Here is an 18,588-nt window from a genome sequence, read left to right on the forward strand (position 1 = left end):
AATATAGCAAAAGATACTTTATTAGAGAAATCTCCAGATGCGGCAAGTGAATCAACTATGTACAATTTTCGGTCTGGAAATTTCTCTAATAAAGTATCTTTTGCTATATTAGCAGAACTAATCACTCCAGAAAGACCGCTTGATAGCTCTACATGAAGGATATCCAATCCCTGTTCTAAAAATGGTGTAAAGTACTTCACGAACTCATCTACATTAATCTGTGTAGTCTTTGTCAATACCCCTTGTCGCATTGCTTCATAGAATTTTGCTAAAGGCATAGATTGACCTAAATCATCTACGTATTCTTCATTATTTAAGAAATAATGATAACAAATATAATGGATATCTCTTTTTTCAAAATGCTCTTTTGACAAATCAGCAGTCGAGGAACTGCTCAGTATAAAATCCCCCATAATCACTTCTCCCTGTTCTATGCTTTTATTATTAACTTAGATATCTAGTAATGCCAGAACAAATAGCCTAGTTATTTTTACAATTGTGCCCATTGCAAGAAGGATCCTTTTGCAATTTAATACGATCAAAACTACCATCTATTCCATCATATTGCAGCATTACCCCATCTAATGTTCCTTTCATTCCTAGAAGGATTTTTATGCATTCATTTGCCTGTAGGCAACCAATCACTCCTGCTGTAACTCCGATAATAGGTAAAGGAGGCTTTAGCTTGATGTTTTCAAAACCGATACATTCTAGGCAAGCTGTCTCTGGTCTAATATTCATGATCCAACCGTAAAACCCTTGTACTCCAGCCTCAACTAATGGAATACCCTGTTTTAAACATTCTCTACCAACGAGTATCCTCGTTTGAATATTATCCACACAATTCACCACTACGTTTGCACTTTGGATGATTTTGCTTGTATTCTCCTTATCTAATTTTTCCTTAATCCCAACAATTTCAATTTCACTATTAAGTGCATGAAGCTGCTCTTTCGCGGACTCAATCTTTAGTCTACCTACATCTCCTTCCCCATGAAGAAATTGGCGATTTAAGTTAGATTCGCTAACTTCATCATAATCGATAATAATCAATTTACCGATCCCTGCAAGAGTCAAATAAGTTAGCACAGGGCTTCCAAGTCCTCCACATCCAATTACTACAACAGTTGATTTATTAAGTTTTTCTTGTCCTTCTTGCCCAATTTCCTCCATAATTATTTGACGTTCATATCTCATCTTTCTACCTCCTAAGTGAAGAAGATTGTAGTATATCCTCCATATTGCATCCTTTATCTTAGAATACCATCTGTCATTAAAATATACTATAGTTTTTCACAATTTATATAATTTATAATGATTATTAATATCATTATAAGAAAAAATAACAAAACCTAAAATCTATGACAGAATTGCCAATAACCACAAGAAACATACTATTTATATTTCTTGTGGTTATTGGATTTTGCTTAATTTATTATCATTTACTTATAACAAGTTCTGCACTAAAATACCTCTTATGATCAGCCACCTCCTACAGGTGGAAAAATGGCTAGAATATCTTCATCTTTTATCTTATCATCTAATTTTGAATGTCGCCCATTTATTAGATAGATTGCAACATCCTCATAAGGGATTCTAAGATAATCAAGCACTTCGTGTGCACTTTTATAGCTCTTAGGGTCTAAAAACAGTATTTTTTCTCTTCCTTCTCTAAATGTTGCAAAAAGCCTTACTTCAATCATCTACATTAACCTCCTAACACTTAAAATTAGAAAACATCCCAACAGATGTCTTTCTTCTAAAAAGAAAAGTCATCTATTGGGATATAAAATTTTTAATATAGATACTATTTATCTAACCCAAGGCGTGCTAGAGTCTCTTCAGTTGGGAACGCATTTTCCCATCCACGTGCTTCGTAATATTCAGGTAAGGTAATCTTTATTTGACTAATCATGCCTTTTGATGGTCCGTCTGAAATAGGCTCTTCTGTTAAACGCTTTGGTAATCCGTCATCTTCTGGTTTCATTCCAGCCGCCTTATTAAACATACGTTCAATATTGTAAATTCTCTCTCCTACAACTAGTAGTTCTTCTGCATTGTAGTCTGTTCCCGTTCCTGCATTTAATAGAGCTGCATAATGATCTGCGCCTAATGCAAAAGATGAGAATAAACACAATCCCATAGAGTCAATAACTGCTGTTAAGTCTTGAAAGATCATACTCAATTGCGCTTTTCCTTCTATTGTCGTACGATCAGCAGGACTTGGGAGTCCTAAAACTTCTGGAGAAATAGTGTAACCACGAACGTGACATCCACCTCTGTTGCTAGTAGCGTAAGTTATACCAATTCCTTGGATGCCTCGAGCATCATAAGCAGGCATTTCTAATTTTTTTACAGTCATGGAAACTTCAGGATGACCATAATGTTCACATAGTCTCATAGAACCATCTGCCATCAATTTTGCTAATGGGTTTTTGCCTTCTCCCATTCTTCTAGTCCATTCCACAATAGCTTCAGAGCTTCCCCATGCTAGTGGAACGCCATCACATTCTTCTTCTTTGATATAACCTTTATCGTAAAGTTCCATAGCAGCTGCAATAGTACATGGTGTTGAAATCGCATCTAATCCATATTCGTTGCATAGATAATTTGCTTCATTAATAGCTTCTAAGTCATTTATGTCGCAATTACTTCCATATGCCCATAGAGGTTCATACTCTGGTCCACCTGTTATCTTACCTTTTAGATCTATAATACGACCACAACCAATAGGACATCTATGACAGAAACCTTGTTTAACAAGGTGATTCTCTTTTAGAGTTTCACCAGATATATCATCGGCTTTGTCATAGTAAGATCCTTCTCCCCAGTTTTTAACTGGAAGTGAGCCTGTATTGTTGACAATATTAACTAGAACTGCACTACCATAAGTTGGAAGACCGCCACTTGTTACGCCATTTTCCTTAATTAATTTCATACATCCTTTTGTAGCTTCTTTTAACTTATCTGCATTAAATGGTTCAATGACCTTTTTAGTAGCGCTAACTGTAATAGCCTTTAAGTTCTTTGAACCCATAACAGCGCCTACGCCACTTCTAGCTGCTGCACGGTGTTTGTCGTTCATAATAGCTGCTAATAATGATAAATTTTCACCAGCTGGCCCAATATTAAGAACAGAACATTGTGTATGGATTTCTTTTAGCTTATCGTCTACTTCTTCACTAAGCATTCCCATATACTCATCTGCAGGAAGTATTTCGATTTTGTCATCCTCGATGTTTATGTACACAGGTTTTTCAGATTTGCCTTCGACGATTAGTCCATCCCAACCAGCGTATTTTAGCTTTGCACCCCAGATACCGCCAGAGTTTGAACTTGCGATCATGTTATTTAAAGGAGACTTTGTTACAACCATGTAACGTCCTGAAGTAGGTGATGATGTACCTGTCATAGGTCCAGTCATGTAAACGATTTTGTTTTGCTCAGATAAAGGATCTACTGTAGCAATTCCCTCATCATAAATGATTTTTGTCGCTAACCCTCTTCCGCCAACAAACTTCTTTGCTAACTCAAAATCAAGTTCTTCTGTTTGAATCATTCCTGTTGAGAGATTGATTCTAGCCAGTTTCCCATTGTAAGCAGTTTTCATAAAAAATAACCCCCTTTGATTTTGCACTCATTCTATGCATGAGTGCTTGCTGATAAAACAACAAACAAACTACATAGAATCCTTTCCAATCACGGGAGGCATTAATTTAACGGTTAATACCCAATGGTTATATTTCCTAATAATATAACTCGGATTCTTTATATGTACTTATATTATAGCATACAATTCATATTCTTTCAAGATTCATAATAATCGTTTTATGCTCTAGAAATCTACTTTTTTTCCTTCGTAAGCATATTCAAACAATTTTTTCATTTCTGCTACAGATATTTCTCTAGGATTTGTTCCTGTACAAGGATCTCCTACAGCTAATTTTGCAACTTCATCGATATTAGATCTGAATTTTTCTTCTGTTACGCCAAATTCTTTTAGAGATCCTGGCATGCCCATAGAAGCTCTTAGATCTTTAATTGCTTGAATCAATGCTTCAACTAATTCATCAGTTGTTTCGCCTTTTAACCCAAGTCTCTTCGCTAGATCAGCATAGTCAGCTGCTGCCACTTTAGCATTAAATTGGATAACATATGGTAAATAAATAGCATTTGAGCGACCATGTGATATACCATAATGATGTGAGGATTTATGAGCCATTGAGTGAACGATTCCAAGGATAGCATTAGAGAAAGACATACCTGCCATTAATTGAGCAATGTGCATTTCGCCTCTTGCTTCCAAATCGCCTTTAAATGAATTGAATAGATTATCAAAAACCATTTCTGTTGATTTAATTGATAAACCGTCGGAAATAGGATTTTTTGCAGTTGCTACATATGCTTCAAGGTTATGTGTTAAAGCGTCCATTCCAGTATCACAAACTAGTGTTGGAGTCAACTTTTTAACAAGATTGGTATCAGCTATTGCAAGATCTGGTGTTAAATTATAGTCTGCAAGAGGATATTTAAAGTTTGTTTCATCATCTGTTATTACTGAGAATGAAGTAGCTTCCGTACCAGTACCACTTGTAGTTGATACAGCAATAAATTGTGCTTTTTGTCTTAATGGAGGTAGTGAGAATGGTTTTGTAGCTTCTTCTAAAGTCATATCAGGATATTCATAGAACAACCACATAGCTTTTGCAGCATCTATTGGTGATCCACCGCCAATGGCAACGATTAAGTCAGGTTGGAATTTTTTCATTGCTTCAGCGCCTCGTCTAACAGTGTTGATTCCAGGATCGCTTTCTACTCCATAGAATAATTCTGTTTCGATGTTAGCTTCTTTTAACAAACCTTCAATTTTAGGAATAGTACCATCTTTAATTATTCTTTCTGAACCGAAAATCAATATAGCCTTGTTTCCCTTAACATTTTTCAGATGATCGATAGCGTTTTCACCATAGTAAATGTCTCTTGGTACAGTAAATCTTAACATAGTTTATTCCTCCTAAATAATAATTTAATACCATTTTTCTATATTGTAAGATGAATATCAAATATGCACAAGTACGCACTTTAAAGTAGTGTAGTCACTAAAAGGTAATTATTGGAATTGTTTTCAGAATGAGGTAAATGCAGTAAGTGCTGAAAAATCGCGTTCCTATAGCTACCATAAAGGCTATGTCATAAGGTAAGCCCCATTGTACAAATCCCTGTATAAGCCTCTCTTGGAGGTTATACTACAGAGAGAATCTTTGAAAATTATTTTAGAAAATACATTATTAAATCGCTGTACGATGAGAATACAACTTATACCATACTGAAAGTTGATTCTAGAGATAACTCAAAAGAACTTTTTATAAACTCCTTTGAAAAAGGAGCTGTGTCCATATTAGATAAAAGTCTGAAAGAAAGAGATCTTATAGTACTAGATGAATTGGGCAGTTCAGAAAATGATATGAGTCTATTTACCGATAAAGTGTTTAAACTACTAGATAGCAAAAAATAGTATTTGGGGTATTAAAAGAAAGCGATTGCGATTTTTTAAATGCTATTATAGCTAGAGCGGATGTAATTGTACTTACTATTACTGAAGATAACAGGGACTGTATATTAGAAGACATCCTAGATATTCTAAAAAGCTGGCATAAACAGCTAGAACTATGATGTCTCCCAATTTGGTTAATCGAATAGGGTTTAGGAGGGTGCAGTATATCATATCATCTTATTAAAGAGTTGCTATAGAGATAAATACTCTTGCGTGTCTGTCCAGTAAAAATGTTCTAGAATCTTATTTACTCTCGGAACGAAGCCTTCAGCGTATTCCACAGGGTAATCTAGAATCATTACAAAGTATTGATCCTTATGTTTTCCTAATATTGCGTACCTTGGTTCTTCAGGACTTTTAAACTCTTTAATGGACCAACCATAGCGTTTTTCTTTTGTATTAACTGTTTTCATACCGTCCAACATGAGCGAAAAGGTATTGTCCTTATCATCTAGGTTTGGCTCTTCTTCTGTAATTTCTGAAAAAAAGTATAATTTAAAATAGACATCGTCAATCTTCTTGTTTCCATAATTTGCGTAAAACCAATAAGCATCTCCTTCACCATTGCTGACTTCCTCGGTTGTGAAATCAGAGGGTATATACGTTCTAAAGGGTATGATACCTTTGTCATAAAGATTTAAGGTAATTTTTTCTTTCATTCCTTCAATTTCAATAAATTCTTCAATTTGTAAATCCAAATCTTGTGAGGGTTGTTCTTTATCAATATCATTTTGATCATCTTGATCCTTTTGTTCCTGTTGATTTTGAGTATCCTCTTTATCATTTTCAGGAACTTCTTGTGTTGTGCAAGCTACAATGATAAAAGTCAATACCAATACAATAATGTACCAAATGATTTTCTTCATATTAAGACCTCCTAGTATAATAATGATATAGCCATTACAGCTATATAGTTTATAAGTTTCTTATATCAGATAACAGAAGAAGGAGTTCTTCCTTCATCAGATGTTATCCAAATAAATATCATGTCTGACGGTTCCCTGATAGACACCAGACTTTTCATAAAGTATAATCCTCTAGGATAGGACAAAGAATGTACGCCTCCTTGGGAAGTCAGTTCCTACTGACTCATACCTATTAAAAAGTCAATTAGTCCATTCAATGAGGTTTTATGATTCGGCTGGTTGGGAGCCTCAGGCTATACCTGTATAACATGCTAGGTTGTGTACTCATTTGATGGAAATGGATTCCTATCAGAAAGGAGCTATTGCTCATGTCAAACATTCTATTTGAAAATTTATTTATCTCGGTCGGTATTGATGTTGGTGCGGACTTCAGTTGGATGTCTATCGCACTTCCAAACCAGACCTTTGTAGGAAAACCCTTTAAAATCCTGCATTCTGACCTTAATTCCTTAAGCTTAGCTGTTTCTAAAATAAAAGAAGCAGAAGAGCTGTATTCCTTAGAAAGTCGCATCTTTCTGGAATCCACGGGAATTTATCATTACCCACTCTTCTGCTATCTTCGTGATAAGGGTTTTAACTGCTCAGTTATTAATCCTATCATCACTAAGAATAGCACAAACATTAACATTAGAAAAGTACATAATGACCGTTTTGATTCAAAAAAGTTGGCCTTAGTCGGTCTAAAACCTGATTTAAAAGTATCCCTTATGCCATCCGACCTTGCTCTTGATCTAAGAAATCTTTCAAGAGAATATTACGATCTGATGGATAATCGCTCTGCTTATGTGAATAAGCTGCAGGGTGAATTGCGAATGATATTTCCACAGTATTTAAAAATCTTTTCTAAAATAACTACCAATACATCTCTAACTTTATTGGAGAACTACACGTCTCCGGAAGCATTTCTAAGCGCTTCAAAACAAGAGATTGTTGATTGTATAAGGTCTACTGCTAGGTTTGGACTTACATATGCTGAAAAGAAGTATAATGCCATAATCCAGGCTGCAAATGATGCAAAATCCTTTGGGTATGCCGTAAGCAGTAATTTCAAACGGATCCGTTTGTATATTCGTTTAATCAGAAACTATGATGCCGAAGTATCTTCTATTCTTTCTGAAATGCATGAACTGGTTTCTGCGAATGAATCTACCGATTTTGTAAAGCAAATCCACCTGATTGAATCCTACAAAGGAGCTGGTTTCTTATCCGCAGTAAGTCTTATGGGGGAGATTGGTGATTTTTCATCTTTTCGTTCACCAAAGCAACTCTTTGCCTACTTTGGGTTAGATCCCGCTGTAAAACAATCTGGGCAATTTGAGGGTACAAAGATTTCTATGTCAAAACGTGGTTCTCGTATTGCCAGAAGAGTTCTTCATACAATGGCTCTAATTAGCATCAGCAAAAACAGAAATGGCTCTGCTAAAAATCCTGTGTTGCGCGATTACTATTTAAAGAAGTGCCAGTCAAAGCCTAAAATCGTTGCTCTTGGAGCTGTCATGCATAAGGTTTGCAACATTGTATTTGCTATACTACGCGATGAAAAAGAATTTACAATCATCACACCGGAAGAACATCAAACGAATTACTTAAAAGCTAAATGCGATAAAGCTGCATAAAGTAAATCCATAGCCTGCTTTTCGTTTTTTGAGATATTCTCAAAAGGCTTATTAAAGTTGCTCTTTTTCAACTTGAAAAAATATCAAATATTTTTTATTTATCTATTGACATTTCTTAGCTGGACTTTTATAATAGATTACTATTTATTCTATTCCCAAATTATTAAACACAAAACACCACTTTCACGTTTGTTAATGTATCTTTGTGGTTATACTTTGTTTAAAAGTCAAGTCCACTAATAATAACCTCTATATTTTACCTAAATGTCATTGATGAGTATTAGAATATTGTGGTAATATAAACATTATTAATGGAAGATTAGGTACGATAAAAAGATTGGGGGATAATCATGAAAATAAATAAAGTTGGAATTTTAGGAATGGGAGCCATTGGAGGTCTGCTTGCAGCCCAAATCTACGATTACAATCCCCAAAGTGTGTATATTTTAGGGGAACAAAAGAGAATAAAAAGATATCAAGATGAAGGGTGGATTACAGTAAATGGAAAGGATTATGATTTTACTGGCCTTAGCCCTGAAGCCTCACAAACTTTGGATCTTATTATTCTTTCTGTAAAATATCATCACTTAGAAAAGGCCATTCCGCTCATGAAACCTTTTATGAATGAGAATACCATAATCATCTCATTAATGAATGGCATAGATACGGAAAATGAAATTGGTGCCGTATATGGTATGGAAAAACTCCTTTACTCATTTATCGTAGAAATTTCTGCAGTCAAAAAAGGTAAAAAAATTACTGCAAATAAAGGAAAAATCGTCTTTAATTCACTTATACCTAATGATAAAAAGGTAACAGCTCTTTCTGAATTCTTTAATCGTACTCAAATCATCTACGAAATTGCAGATGATATTATGAAGGAAATTTGGTGGAAGTTTATGATTAATGTAGGAGTCAATCAGGTCTCTGCTGTATTAGATGCTCCTTATGGCAAGTGCCAGAAGATAGATGAGATTAGAGAGCTTATGGATGGAGCCATGAAAGAAGTAATCGCCCTATCCAAATTAGAAGGTGCAAACCTTACGAGAGAAGACTTAATGCGATGGTATCCTATTTTAGATGCTTTAAATCCAGATGGTATGACTTCAATGCTACAGGATATGCGAGGAAAGAGGAAGACAGAAGTAGAAATGTTTGCAGGAGTTGTAAGTAGACTAGGTAAGAAGCACAAGCTTCCAACACCTGTAAATGATATATTGTACCAATTGATTAAAGCAAAGGAAGAAATCATTGCGAACCAAACACTAATAGATTAAAAATGGACTAAAAATCACCGTCTCAATATACCTTCTATAATAAGCCCAATAAAATTTCTTTATTGGGCGTTATTCATAGCAACTTTCTTTTACATAATCTGCTAGCTTTAATTTATTGTTTTCTATTAAATCACAATGAAGTTCTTCAGAAATCCACTGAGCATATTTTTTTGTAAATCCTGTTTTGGATTTGTAGATCACAACCGTTTTACTCATACTATATTCCCCCTAATTCACATTAATAGAAGATTTAATATTATATTACCATACTATTCTAACATCACAATCAAGTCTAGGTAAAATTATAGTATATAATGATAAAAATTCAATTCTTGCTTTTATTAATTTGTTTTCCGAAAAATAAGATAGTGCCTCATAAGGTTAAAAACTAGAATTAATTATATATGTGAACATTCTATAATTATGTCTCATAAAATGTAGAGTGATGTATTTGTATCACTAAGGAGGGTTATGCTAATGTTATCTAATTTACAATTTGTAAAACAATCATTAGGAACACATCTGTTCTTCATTCGCATTATGAAAGAACATTCATTTTTTTTAGAAGTTAGTTTTACGCCTAGAGATTATAGCTTTACAACTCGAGCAGATCAATTTCGTTTAGAATTTGATCGATTATTAGCAGATGTCATTTATTTATCCAATGGTGTTGTTAGTCCCACGATCATTCAATCTGGTGAAGTGGTTACGCCTTATACATTAAATGCCGAAATAGCTTCATCTGATTTAACAGCAATTCAGATACAAACAAATCTTACGAGAGCGGAATATAATCTAATAGGTGGAAATTTAACCGCTGTTAATCCAACACTTGTACAAAGAACACATACGATTAATGAAAGGGCTATCCGTTTAGTTTCTAGTCTAATACAGTTTAAATCGATCATTTTATCAAGTGTTTTATCCTGCAAAATGTTTACAGTTAATTACCCATTGCTCATCGACCATATACGCAGGGAAGCAAGGCTGTATTTGAGCATGATTCAAAGATTTCAAAGAAAAGAGCAAGTCGATATTGAAAAACAAGCTTATGAACAGGAAGCCTTTTGGAATAGGATTATGGCTGAACATTCAAAGTTCATCCGTGGACTTCTAGATCCAACAGAAGAGACTCTGTTTGAAATCGCAGACGATTTTGGAAATGAATTTGATCAATTGACGGAAGAAGCAAGGCGAGCTATGGATCAAACTCTACCTATTTCTGAGATTACAGATAAAAGCCTTGAATCTACCTTAAAAATTCGTGACTTTAATACTCAAGCTACTGAGGGCTTGTTGGACTGTAAAATCAGGTCTATCATCATACCATTATTGGGTGACCATGTATTACGCGAATCAAACCATTTCATTCGGTTGTTAAAAGAGTTTGAAAGATACTGATATTCACAAGTTAGATACTGTAAGATTGATTAAGCAGTCCCTTCTAAGTAAATAATTTTTTTATTTCACTTGCTACTTAGGGGGGCAGACAAAATATCAAAAAAGAACCGCTTTAAAACGGTTCTTAAAATAATCTGTTTTTTTATTTAGAAAGTAGTATATTATCATCATCTAAGTCTACATTGGCTTTTTTGGAATACATTTCCATAAGCTCTGGGATTGTAATCTTACCTCGCTCCTCCCCAGAGATATCTAATATGATTTTGCCTTCGTTCATCATAATAGTCCGATTGCCCATTTTTAAGGCGGACTGAATATTATGCGTGATCATCATTGTAGTCAATTTGTTTTTGGAGACGATAGAGCTGGTGATTTCTAATACCTTCTGAGCTGTAGCAGGGTCTAAAGCTGCTGTATGTTCGTCTAAAAGCAAGAGTTTTGGCAGAGCGATTGTAGCCATGAGAAGCGTTACTACTTGGCGCTGCCCACCTGAAAGAAGACCTACCTTTGTATGCATTCGATCTTCTAAACCCATATTAAATTCGCTAAGGGCATCTTTAAAGAACTCTCGTTCCTTTTTCTGTACAGCAATAGACAAGCTCATTTTCTTTTTTCTAGAATAGGCTAGTGCAAGATTTTCCTCAATAGTTAGGGAAGGTGCCGTACCCTTCATAGGATCCTGAAAAAGCCTTCCAATCAGTTTCGCTCTTTTATGCTCTTTTACAAATGTAATATCCATACCGTCTAAGGATATATTCCCTTCATCTAACCAAAAAGAACCGCTAATGCCATTCATTAGAGTAGATTTTCCAGCTCCGTTTGAGCCAATAATGGTCACAAAATCACCTGGTGGAAGCGTTACGCTAATCTTATCTAAAGCCAGATGCTCGTTTGGCGTACCCAAGGAAAAGATTTTTGAAGCATTAATAATTTTTAGCACTTTTTCTACCCTCCCTTATAATCTTCCTCTGCTGCATATTCTTTTTTATAACTGGAATAGATAATGCCATAGCTACAATAAACGCAGATACTAGTTTTAAGGCATAAGCCGGAAATATGCTACTCCTTAAAGCTAAGGCTATAATAAAGCGGTATACAATAGAACCAATAATAGCAGCTGCAAATCCCAGTGTTACAGAACGTTTGCCCAGAAACACCTCACCGATTATTACCGATGCCAAACCAATAACCATAATCCCTACGCCTGAGCTTATATCTGCAAAACCTTGATACTGAGCAAGTACTGCTCCAGAAAGGGCTACGCAACTATTGGAAATAGCAATGGCAATAATTTTGACTCGGTCTACATTTATAGAAGATGCCCGAACCATATCCTCGTTATTTCCAGTAGCTCGAATGCTAAGTCCTAACTGCGTTTTGAAAAACCACATTAATATCATAAAGACAATAACAGATATGATCGCCGCTATAAGGGTCTTGGTTATATTTGAAGCATTTGCTCCCATACTAAAAATGGTTTCATTTCCGATTAAGGACACATTAGAGCTAACGCCCATTATGAATAAGTTTATTGAATACAATCCCGTCATAGTGATGATTCCCGCTAGTATGGGATGAACCTTCATCTTAGTCTGTAGTAATCCTGTAATAGTACCAGCTACAGCCCCCGCTACTAGCGCCGCAAATATACCAAGAATGGGGTGCCCAGCTACTGTTAGTACAGCTGAAACAGCAAGACCCAAAGTAAAGCTACCATCTGCTGTTAAATCAGGAATGCTGAGTATTCGAAAAGCTATATAAACACCAAGTGCCAAAAGGCCATATATTAGGCCTAATTGAAGAGAACCAATTAATAATGTCATTATTCACACTCCAGTTTTAAGTTCTTTTTTCTAATCCTCGAATCAACGATTTCGTTTATTCAATTATAGTCGCTGTACTCAGTATATCTTTTGACAGCTCAACGCCAATTTCGCTTGCCGTCTCTTTATTAATTACTGTTGTAAAATTGGATACGGTTATCGCTGGAATTTGATCGATTTGTGTTCCTTTTAGGACTTGATCTGCCATATCTGCAGACAGGGCTCCAATTTCTATATCACTTATACTAATAGTAGCAAATGCACCCGACTCAACCATTACAGCAGAACTACCGTAGACAGGTATTTGGGCTGTCTTTGCAATATCTGCCACTTGTGGCATAGCTGCCTGGACCTTACTGTCGTTTGGTACAAAGATAGCATCTACTTTTCCAATGAGAGATTGAGTTGCCTGCTGGACTTCCGAAGAATCAGGTACAACTGCTTCTACATATTGGATTCCATTGGTATCAAAGTATACTTTAGCTTTTTCAACTGTAGTCACGGAATTCTTTTCGCTTGTATTGTACAAAATTCCATAAGTCTCTATACCTGGAGTCAAGGAATCTGCCATTTTAAACATCTCATCAACAGGAATAGCATTAGATGTTCCAGTGGCATTTTTATCAGGCTTTTCCATATTGCTGATGATTCCTGCTCCTGTTGGATCACCTACGGATATAAAGATTACTGGAATATCTGTATTCATATTGACCATAGCTTGAGACGCAGGAGTCGCAATAGTAGCAACTAGATCCACTCCTGAATTGACCATCTCTTGGCAAATGGAATTAAGATTAGACATATCTCCCTGAGCGCTTTTTTCTACGATAATTAATTTATCTTCTGTATAGCCCAATTCTCTCAAACGATTAATAAATCCTTCTCGCATATCCGTAAAAGCTCCATTGTCTGTCAATTGAATGATACCCACAGTTAGTGTGTCACTTTTCTCTTGACTCGTACAGGCAACGGCACTGAACAAAACAACTAACAATACTACTAATGCAATAATTTTTTTCATTTCTATTTCCCCTTTATATGTTTTTGTTGGAGGAATTGAGTTTGGTTAAGCAAGCCATTTGTCTGTTGCATCATAACAAAATAGGTTCTCATCGTCCTTCGGAATCGGTAAACCGCTTCCTCAGTCGTGCCATTCGCCAAATGAAAGCTTTGCTTTCGCTTGGCTCATTAGTTCACGAAAAAAAACACCTATCCTTGTATATCAAGGACAGATGCTTATATCTGCGGTACCACCTTATTTGGCTATAATTAACCCAACTCTTAAAAGAGTGCCAACACACCCCTCACCCTTTCACGCTGGTGCTGCGTCACAGAATACTCGGAATAATCCTTTGACTGTGCCCTCTGTGGTCCATTTGTCCGTTCCGCATTTCTATCAGGCTTACACCACCCCCGACTCGCTTGGAGTGCGCTAACGGTTTTATCTCCACATCAATGGTTTCGTTTTTTATATTATAATCAGATTATACTAATCTTGTCAATCACTTTTTTATTTCTTTTCTAATGGTACAGTACTTCCGCCGTATGGCATAATATGCACATCTTTTCCCGTAAAATCTACTTGATTTAAAAGACTGTTAAGATCAGAGAAGGACAGAAGATTCATATCCTTTACGGTTTCGCTTGGTATAGAGCTTAACATAAATACTTTTTCACATTTGTTAATTGCTTCACAGGCAGCATAGAATATATATCCTGCAATCGTAAATCGAGCTCTAAGATCAGCATCCAAAGATTGGGTTTTAACGGAATTAATCCAGTCAAAAAAGTCCGGTGCGCCACCACCTTCTCGACACTCTGCAAGAAGAATCATAGTGCCTCCTTCTTTAATGGCTTCTGCTGCATTAAAAAGGGTCTTCACTCCCTGATAAAGATTGATATCCTTTGGGTATCCGCCACAGCTGGCGATGACTATATCCGCTTTTTTCTCTATAGGTACGCCAAAATAGTCGTTGACTATCGTGGTACTTGTCTCCCAAGCTTTTAACCAATGACCACATACAATTCTGCAAGGCTTTGCATTAGGATTGGCTACAATATTGATTCCAAAAACGGGATTTACTAAGGCCGCCCCTTCCGTCATATCTTCGTGAACTGGATTGTCTTTTAGTTTTCCCATCCCTATTAGTGGATTGGACATAGCTTCGTCAGGATCTAGACTATTTATGTGATTTTGATTGATCGTCTTTTTGCTACTGATCCCTGGAAGTATACTTTTTCTCCCTCCTCCAAAACCAGCCATTACATGATGAACCGTACCGCCTACTATAATTACCTTTCGATCTACAACTAAGGGATTTACAATGACCTCTGTACCTCTTGATGTGGTTCCTACATATTTTAAATTCTCTGCCATTGCATTGTGATTTAAGACTTTCACTTTTGAATAAGCTGCTGGCGATGCTACTTTTTCTAATTCCTCTTCTGTCATATCTCTATGAGTTCCAAGAGCTACTAATATGACAATATTATCATATGGAATCTGCATTTCTTCATGTAAGTACGCTACTAAAAGATCGCATACTAAATCCTGTCTCATCCAGAATCTCGTCAAATCGCTTACGACAATAGTAACTAAATCATTCTTTGCAATTATTTTTTTTAGGGGCTCCGATTCCACGCATTTCTTCTCAATTTCATTTAAGAATACACTTCTCAAATCCTTTATCTCTTCAATATCTTTTCCATGGAGATATTGAATGGATTTGGCTCCCTCAATAGTTAATTCAACTATTTTTTCACCGTACTTTAGCTTCACAACTTCCATCTATATTCACGCTCCTAGATTATGCATAAAAATTATTATACATTCTATCACGTGCTAAGGTAAATAGCAAAAATCGCTTAATCTCAAGATTTTAATCATCATTCTATTTTGATGTAGATTCTAATTCTAATAAAGACTTTTCTAAAGATCCCAAGCTACTATTATGACATCGCACTATGGGTATCCCCTTTTTCTTTGCTTCCTTTACTGCCACGCCAACCATTTTATGCGAAACTGTGCTTGTGAATAATACAATGGCATCTGGATGACCAATTGCTTTGTTAAATTTTGTTGGCATTTGAGTATAAATCTTTAACTTGTGCCCTCTTTGAGAACCAACTCCCTTGTACTCACTATGCAACCGATCATGACCACCAACTAATACTATACTCATTTAAAAACTCCTTTCTCGTATTTGATTTTGATAATCGTTATCATTTACTTACTACTATTTTACTCGGAATTGAACTCACTGTCAAGAGGTAAATCAAAACCACTTAATCGTTTAAATACCCTACTACGGATAGAAAAAACTACTTTATGACAAACACAAATCAAATCATCTTCTTTCTATATAGAAAATACAAACTTACGCATACTAATACAATAAAGATTATGGTTAGTAGAAACTTTATTTCTAATCTCATGGATAATCCTCCTAAGTTTTCTACACTATTACGAACAAACGATATTTTTCATATTATTGATATAAAATACGGGATATTAGAGATATTTATTTTGCAACTTTAGATAAAGACAATAAAATGTAATTACAATTACTGAAGACATTAGGGATTATTTACTAGAGGATATCATAGATATTCTAAAGGGCTGGCAATAAATGCTTAATATATATACATTAATCTATTATCACTTATGATAATATTTACTTTGATATATTATTAAGGTTCTCCTAGCAAATTTTCCAACTTTGTATTTTGTGATTGATTGCATTAAAATAAGAACTTCTGCACTACATAAAAAAGAATCCAAGTTTTACGTACTTGAATTGCTTTCTTATTTTAACAATCGTTATATGTGCTACTTCTAGAGCACTATTATTATCTAAAAATCAAGGTATTGCTTGTATTAATCCCTCAACCTTTCAGCAAGCTCTTTGATTTTTTTTTCTATTTTATTGATGATAACTATAAACTCTTCATCGCTTTTTCCCGTAGGATCATCAAAACCCCAATCCTCTTTTTCCTCACTAGATAAATAAGGACATACTACATTACAACCCATAGTTACGACAATATCTATTGGGGGTAGCTCATCGATTAATTTGGAGTATTGAGTCTTTTCCATGTCGATATCGTATATTTTCTTCATCAATCGAACGGCATCTTGATTGATTTGTGGCTTGAGTTCTGTCCCAGCAGAGTAGCTTTCAAAAACATCACTAGCTAAATGCTTTCCCAGAGCTTCTGCAATTTGTGAACGACAGGAATTATGTACACATATAAAAGCAACCTTTTTCATATTCTTCCTCCTCTGTGCTATCGTAAAAATTTGAAGTTTATTAATATCAACCTTTCACCCTATTTTATAAAAGCAATTGGTTTAATTTTTCACCTTTAATTTCTTCGGCGATCCAAGGAATAATCGCAATATTGCCATTGGCATGAGAATAAATTTTATTAATCCATTCTATTTCATTGCTTGCTTTTGCTTTTAGCAGTTTATTTGTCGTTTTTGCTTGATACAAGGATGAATTGATTACCCACGCCTTACTATAGTTCCCAGCTCGATTCAACTCTTCTTTTAATTGATACACTTCGTAATTAATTTTTTGATATTAAATTATTGCTACCTTCAGGAAACCAGTGTCTCGTTTTGTTAACAAATTTAACAAGGGCTAACATTACTGGCACTTCTGTAAGCACTCCTACAGTGGTTACTAGTACTACTGGTGAGTCTGCTCCAAAGAGTGTAATTGCCACTGCAACAGATAGTTCGAAAAAATCAGATGCTCCAATCAAGGCCGCTGGAGCTGCAATATTATGTGGTTGTTTCGCCCATTTACACATAAAATATGCAAATAATGCCGTAATAACATTTTGAAGTATTAATGGTACTGCAATTAACAAAACATGGAATGGATTCTCAAGAATAACATCTCCTTGGAAGGAAAAGATGATTACCAAAGTTAAAAGTAATCCAACCGTTGTGACTCCATCAAATTTAGTAACAAACTTTTCATTAAAGTAGTCTTCTCCCTTATTCTTTATCACGTACATTCGCGTAAAGACCCCAGCAACAAGGGGTACAACTACGAATAATACGATAGAAAAGATAAGTGTATCCCATGGAAGGGTAACATTATTTACTCCAAGTAAAAACGAAACGATTGGTACAAAAAGGAAGATAATTAGTATATCGTTGACGGAAACCTGTACTAGAGTATGTGCAGGATCCCCTTTTGTTAGCTTACTCCATACAAATACCATGGCGGTACAAGGAGCTGCACCTAATAGTACTGCGCCTGTTATATAATCTTGGGCCAGATTTGCAGGAATAAAAGCTTTAAAAACTACGGTAAAAAATAGTGTAGCTAATCCGAACATGAGAAAAGGTTTAATCAACCAACTGGTTCCACTGGATATGATAACACCCAAAGGATTTTTTCCTACGTTCTTAATTGATTGAAAATCAACTTTTAACATCATAGGGTAAATCATAATCCAAATTAATATTGCAATAGGAATATTTTGCTGTGCATATTGTATTTTTTCAAGAAATGTAGGTACTCCTGGTAAAAATTTTCCTATAAGAATCCCCGCTGCCATACACAAAAGAACCCATACTGTAAGGTATTTTTCAAAAAAATCAATACCTTCTGTTTTTTCATTACTCATAATGAACACTCCTAGTATAATAATGTCATAGTCAATAACGACTATGCAGTTAAAACATTTCTACAACACTCTTTTCTTTTATTAGTAACTGAAGAAGTATTTCTTACTTCATCAGAGGTTACTTTTAATTTTATCATGTCTGATGGCTTCTGATAGACCCCAGGCTTATCATAAAGTATAATTTTAAGGGATAGGACAAAAAATGTATCACTCCTTGGGAAGCTAGTTCCTACTAGCTCATACCTATGATTAAGTCAATTAGTCCATTCAATGAGGTTTTATGATTTGGCTGGTTGGGAGCCTCAGGCTATACCTGCATCACATGCTAGGATGTGTACTCATTGC

General features: G+C 35.3%; 17 protein-coding genes, 2 pseudogenes and 1 riboswitch. Of the genes and pseudogenes, 4 read left to right on the top strand and 15 right to left on the bottom strand.

Going from position 1 to position 18,588, the window contains the following annotated elements:
• The 5 genes from Q7P22_RS13240 to Q7P22_RS13260 all read right to left on the bottom strand — a co-directional run.
• A partial coding sequence (locus Q7P22_RS13240) for a DegV family protein (RefSeq protein WP_303864900.1) occupies positions 1–413 on the bottom strand: 413 nt, incomplete at its 3' end.
• A 67-nt stretch (positions 414–480) separates the two neighbouring features.
• Complete coding sequence (locus tag Q7P22_RS13245) at positions 481–1,197, bottom strand: HesA/MoeB/ThiF family protein (RefSeq protein WP_303864901.1); 717 nt, start codon at positions 1,195–1,197, stop codon at positions 481–483.
• A 284-nt stretch (positions 1,198–1,481) separates the two neighbouring features.
• Positions 1,482–1,703 (bottom strand): MoaD/ThiS family protein, encoded by a 222-nt coding sequence (locus tag Q7P22_RS13250; protein WP_303864902.1) that lies wholly within the window; start codon positions 1,701–1,703, stop codon positions 1,482–1,484.
• Positions 1,704–1,807: 104 nt separating this feature from the next.
• On the bottom strand, positions 1,808–3,610 hold the full coding sequence (locus Q7P22_RS13255) for an aldehyde ferredoxin oxidoreductase family protein (RefSeq protein WP_303864903.1): 1,803 nt from the start codon (positions 3,608–3,610) through the stop codon (positions 1,808–1,810).
• 62 nt (positions 3,611–3,672) lie between these two features.
• A riboswitch (molybdenum cofactor riboswitch) is annotated at positions 3,673–3,777 on the bottom strand.
• Positions 3,778–3,835: 58 nt separating this feature from the next.
• Positions 3,836–5,002 (bottom strand): iron-containing alcohol dehydrogenase, encoded by a 1,167-nt coding sequence (locus Q7P22_RS13260; protein WP_303864904.1) that lies wholly within the window; start codon positions 5,000–5,002, stop codon positions 3,836–3,838.
• A 249-nt stretch (positions 5,003–5,251) separates the two neighbouring features.
• Here Q7P22_RS13260 and Q7P22_RS15045 point away from each other — a divergent pair.
• Positions 5,252–5,515 (top strand): annotated as a pseudogene (locus Q7P22_RS15045) (nucleoside-triphosphatase); the annotation flags it as partial.
• A gap of 230 nt (positions 5,516–5,745) precedes the next feature.
• On the opposite strand, the gene Q7P22_RS13265 reads toward Q7P22_RS15045, so the two are convergent.
• Positions 5,746–6,420: a hypothetical protein gene (locus tag Q7P22_RS13265; protein ID WP_303864905.1), complete on the bottom strand. Its 675-nt coding sequence runs from the start codon at positions 6,418–6,420 to the stop codon at positions 5,746–5,748.
• A gap of 368 nt (positions 6,421–6,788) precedes the next feature.
• Here Q7P22_RS13265 and Q7P22_RS13270 point away from each other — a divergent pair, with 368 nt between their 5' ends.
• Both Q7P22_RS13270 and Q7P22_RS13275 read left to right on the top strand, forming a co-directional pair.
• Positions 6,789–8,096 carry an IS110 family transposase gene (locus tag Q7P22_RS13270; RefSeq protein WP_303864906.1) on the top strand — a complete coding sequence of 436 codons (1,308 nt, stop codon included), beginning with the start codon at positions 6,789–6,791 and terminating at the stop codon, positions 8,094–8,096.
• 350 nt (positions 8,097–8,446) lie between these two features.
• The gene (locus Q7P22_RS13275; protein ID WP_303864907.1) at positions 8,447–9,373 is read left to right on the top strand and encodes a ketopantoate reductase family protein; all 927 of its coding nucleotides are present in this window, start codon (positions 8,447–8,449) and stop codon (positions 9,371–9,373) included.
• Positions 9,374–9,478: 105 nt separating this feature from the next.
• Here the strand turns inward: Q7P22_RS13275 and Q7P22_RS13280 are convergent.
• Positions 9,479–9,589 (bottom strand): annotated as a pseudogene (locus Q7P22_RS13280) (flavodoxin); the annotation flags it as partial.
• A gap of 261 nt (positions 9,590–9,850) precedes the next feature.
• Between Q7P22_RS13280 and Q7P22_RS13285 the strand changes: the two are divergent.
• On the top strand, positions 9,851–10,774 hold the full coding sequence (locus Q7P22_RS13285; protein ID WP_303864908.1) for a DUF2935 domain-containing protein: 924 nt from the start codon (positions 9,851–9,853) through the stop codon (positions 10,772–10,774).
• Positions 10,775–10,916: 142 nt separating this feature from the next.
• Here Q7P22_RS13285 and Q7P22_RS13290 read toward each other — a convergent pair whose 3' ends face one another.
• The 8 genes from Q7P22_RS13290 to arsB form a co-directional block, all read right to left on the bottom strand.
• Entirely contained in the window at positions 10,917–11,714 is a 798-nt protein-coding gene (locus tag Q7P22_RS13290; protein ID WP_303864909.1) for an ABC transporter ATP-binding protein, read from the bottom strand.
• Complete coding sequence (locus Q7P22_RS13295) at positions 11,698–12,597, bottom strand: ABC transporter permease (protein WP_303864910.1); 900 nt, start codon at positions 12,595–12,597, stop codon at positions 11,698–11,700. The genes Q7P22_RS13290 and Q7P22_RS13295 overlap by 17 nt, the downstream gene beginning before the upstream one ends.
• A gap of 55 nt (positions 12,598–12,652) precedes the next feature.
• Positions 12,653–13,618 (bottom strand): ABC transporter substrate-binding protein, encoded by a 966-nt coding sequence (locus Q7P22_RS13300; RefSeq protein ID WP_303864911.1) that lies wholly within the window; start codon positions 13,616–13,618, stop codon positions 12,653–12,655.
• A gap of 489 nt (positions 13,619–14,107) precedes the next feature.
• Positions 14,108–15,385, bottom strand: a complete 1,278-nt coding sequence (gene larA, locus Q7P22_RS13305) for a nickel-dependent lactate racemase (protein ID WP_303864912.1) — start codon at positions 15,383–15,385, stop codon at positions 14,108–14,110.
• A 103-nt stretch (positions 15,386–15,488) separates the two neighbouring features.
• Positions 15,489–15,779 carry a DUF2325 domain-containing protein gene (locus Q7P22_RS13310; protein ID WP_113921440.1) on the bottom strand — a complete coding sequence of 97 codons (291 nt, stop codon included), beginning with the start codon at positions 15,777–15,779 and terminating at the stop codon, positions 15,489–15,491.
• A gap of 695 nt (positions 15,780–16,474) precedes the next feature.
• Positions 16,475–16,867 (bottom strand): arsenate reductase ArsC, encoded by a 393-nt coding sequence (locus Q7P22_RS13315; protein ID WP_113921439.1) that lies wholly within the window; start codon positions 16,865–16,867, stop codon positions 16,475–16,477.
• A gap of 64 nt (positions 16,868–16,931) precedes the next feature.
• Complete coding sequence (locus tag Q7P22_RS13320; protein WP_303864913.1) at positions 16,932–17,162, bottom strand: hypothetical protein; 231 nt, start codon at positions 17,160–17,162, stop codon at positions 16,932–16,934.
• 7 nt (positions 17,163–17,169) lie between these two features.
• Positions 17,170–18,243: an ACR3 family arsenite efflux transporter gene (arsB, locus tag Q7P22_RS13325; RefSeq protein ID WP_303864914.1), complete on the bottom strand. Its 1,074-nt coding sequence runs from the start codon at positions 18,241–18,243 to the stop codon at positions 17,170–17,172.
• Between the last annotated feature and the right edge of the window lie 345 nt (positions 18,244–18,588).

The organism is Alkalibaculum bacchi, assembly GCF_937875145.1.
GTDB lineage: Bacteria > Bacillota > Clostridia > Eubacteriales > Alkalibacteraceae > Alkalibaculum > Alkalibaculum bacchi_A.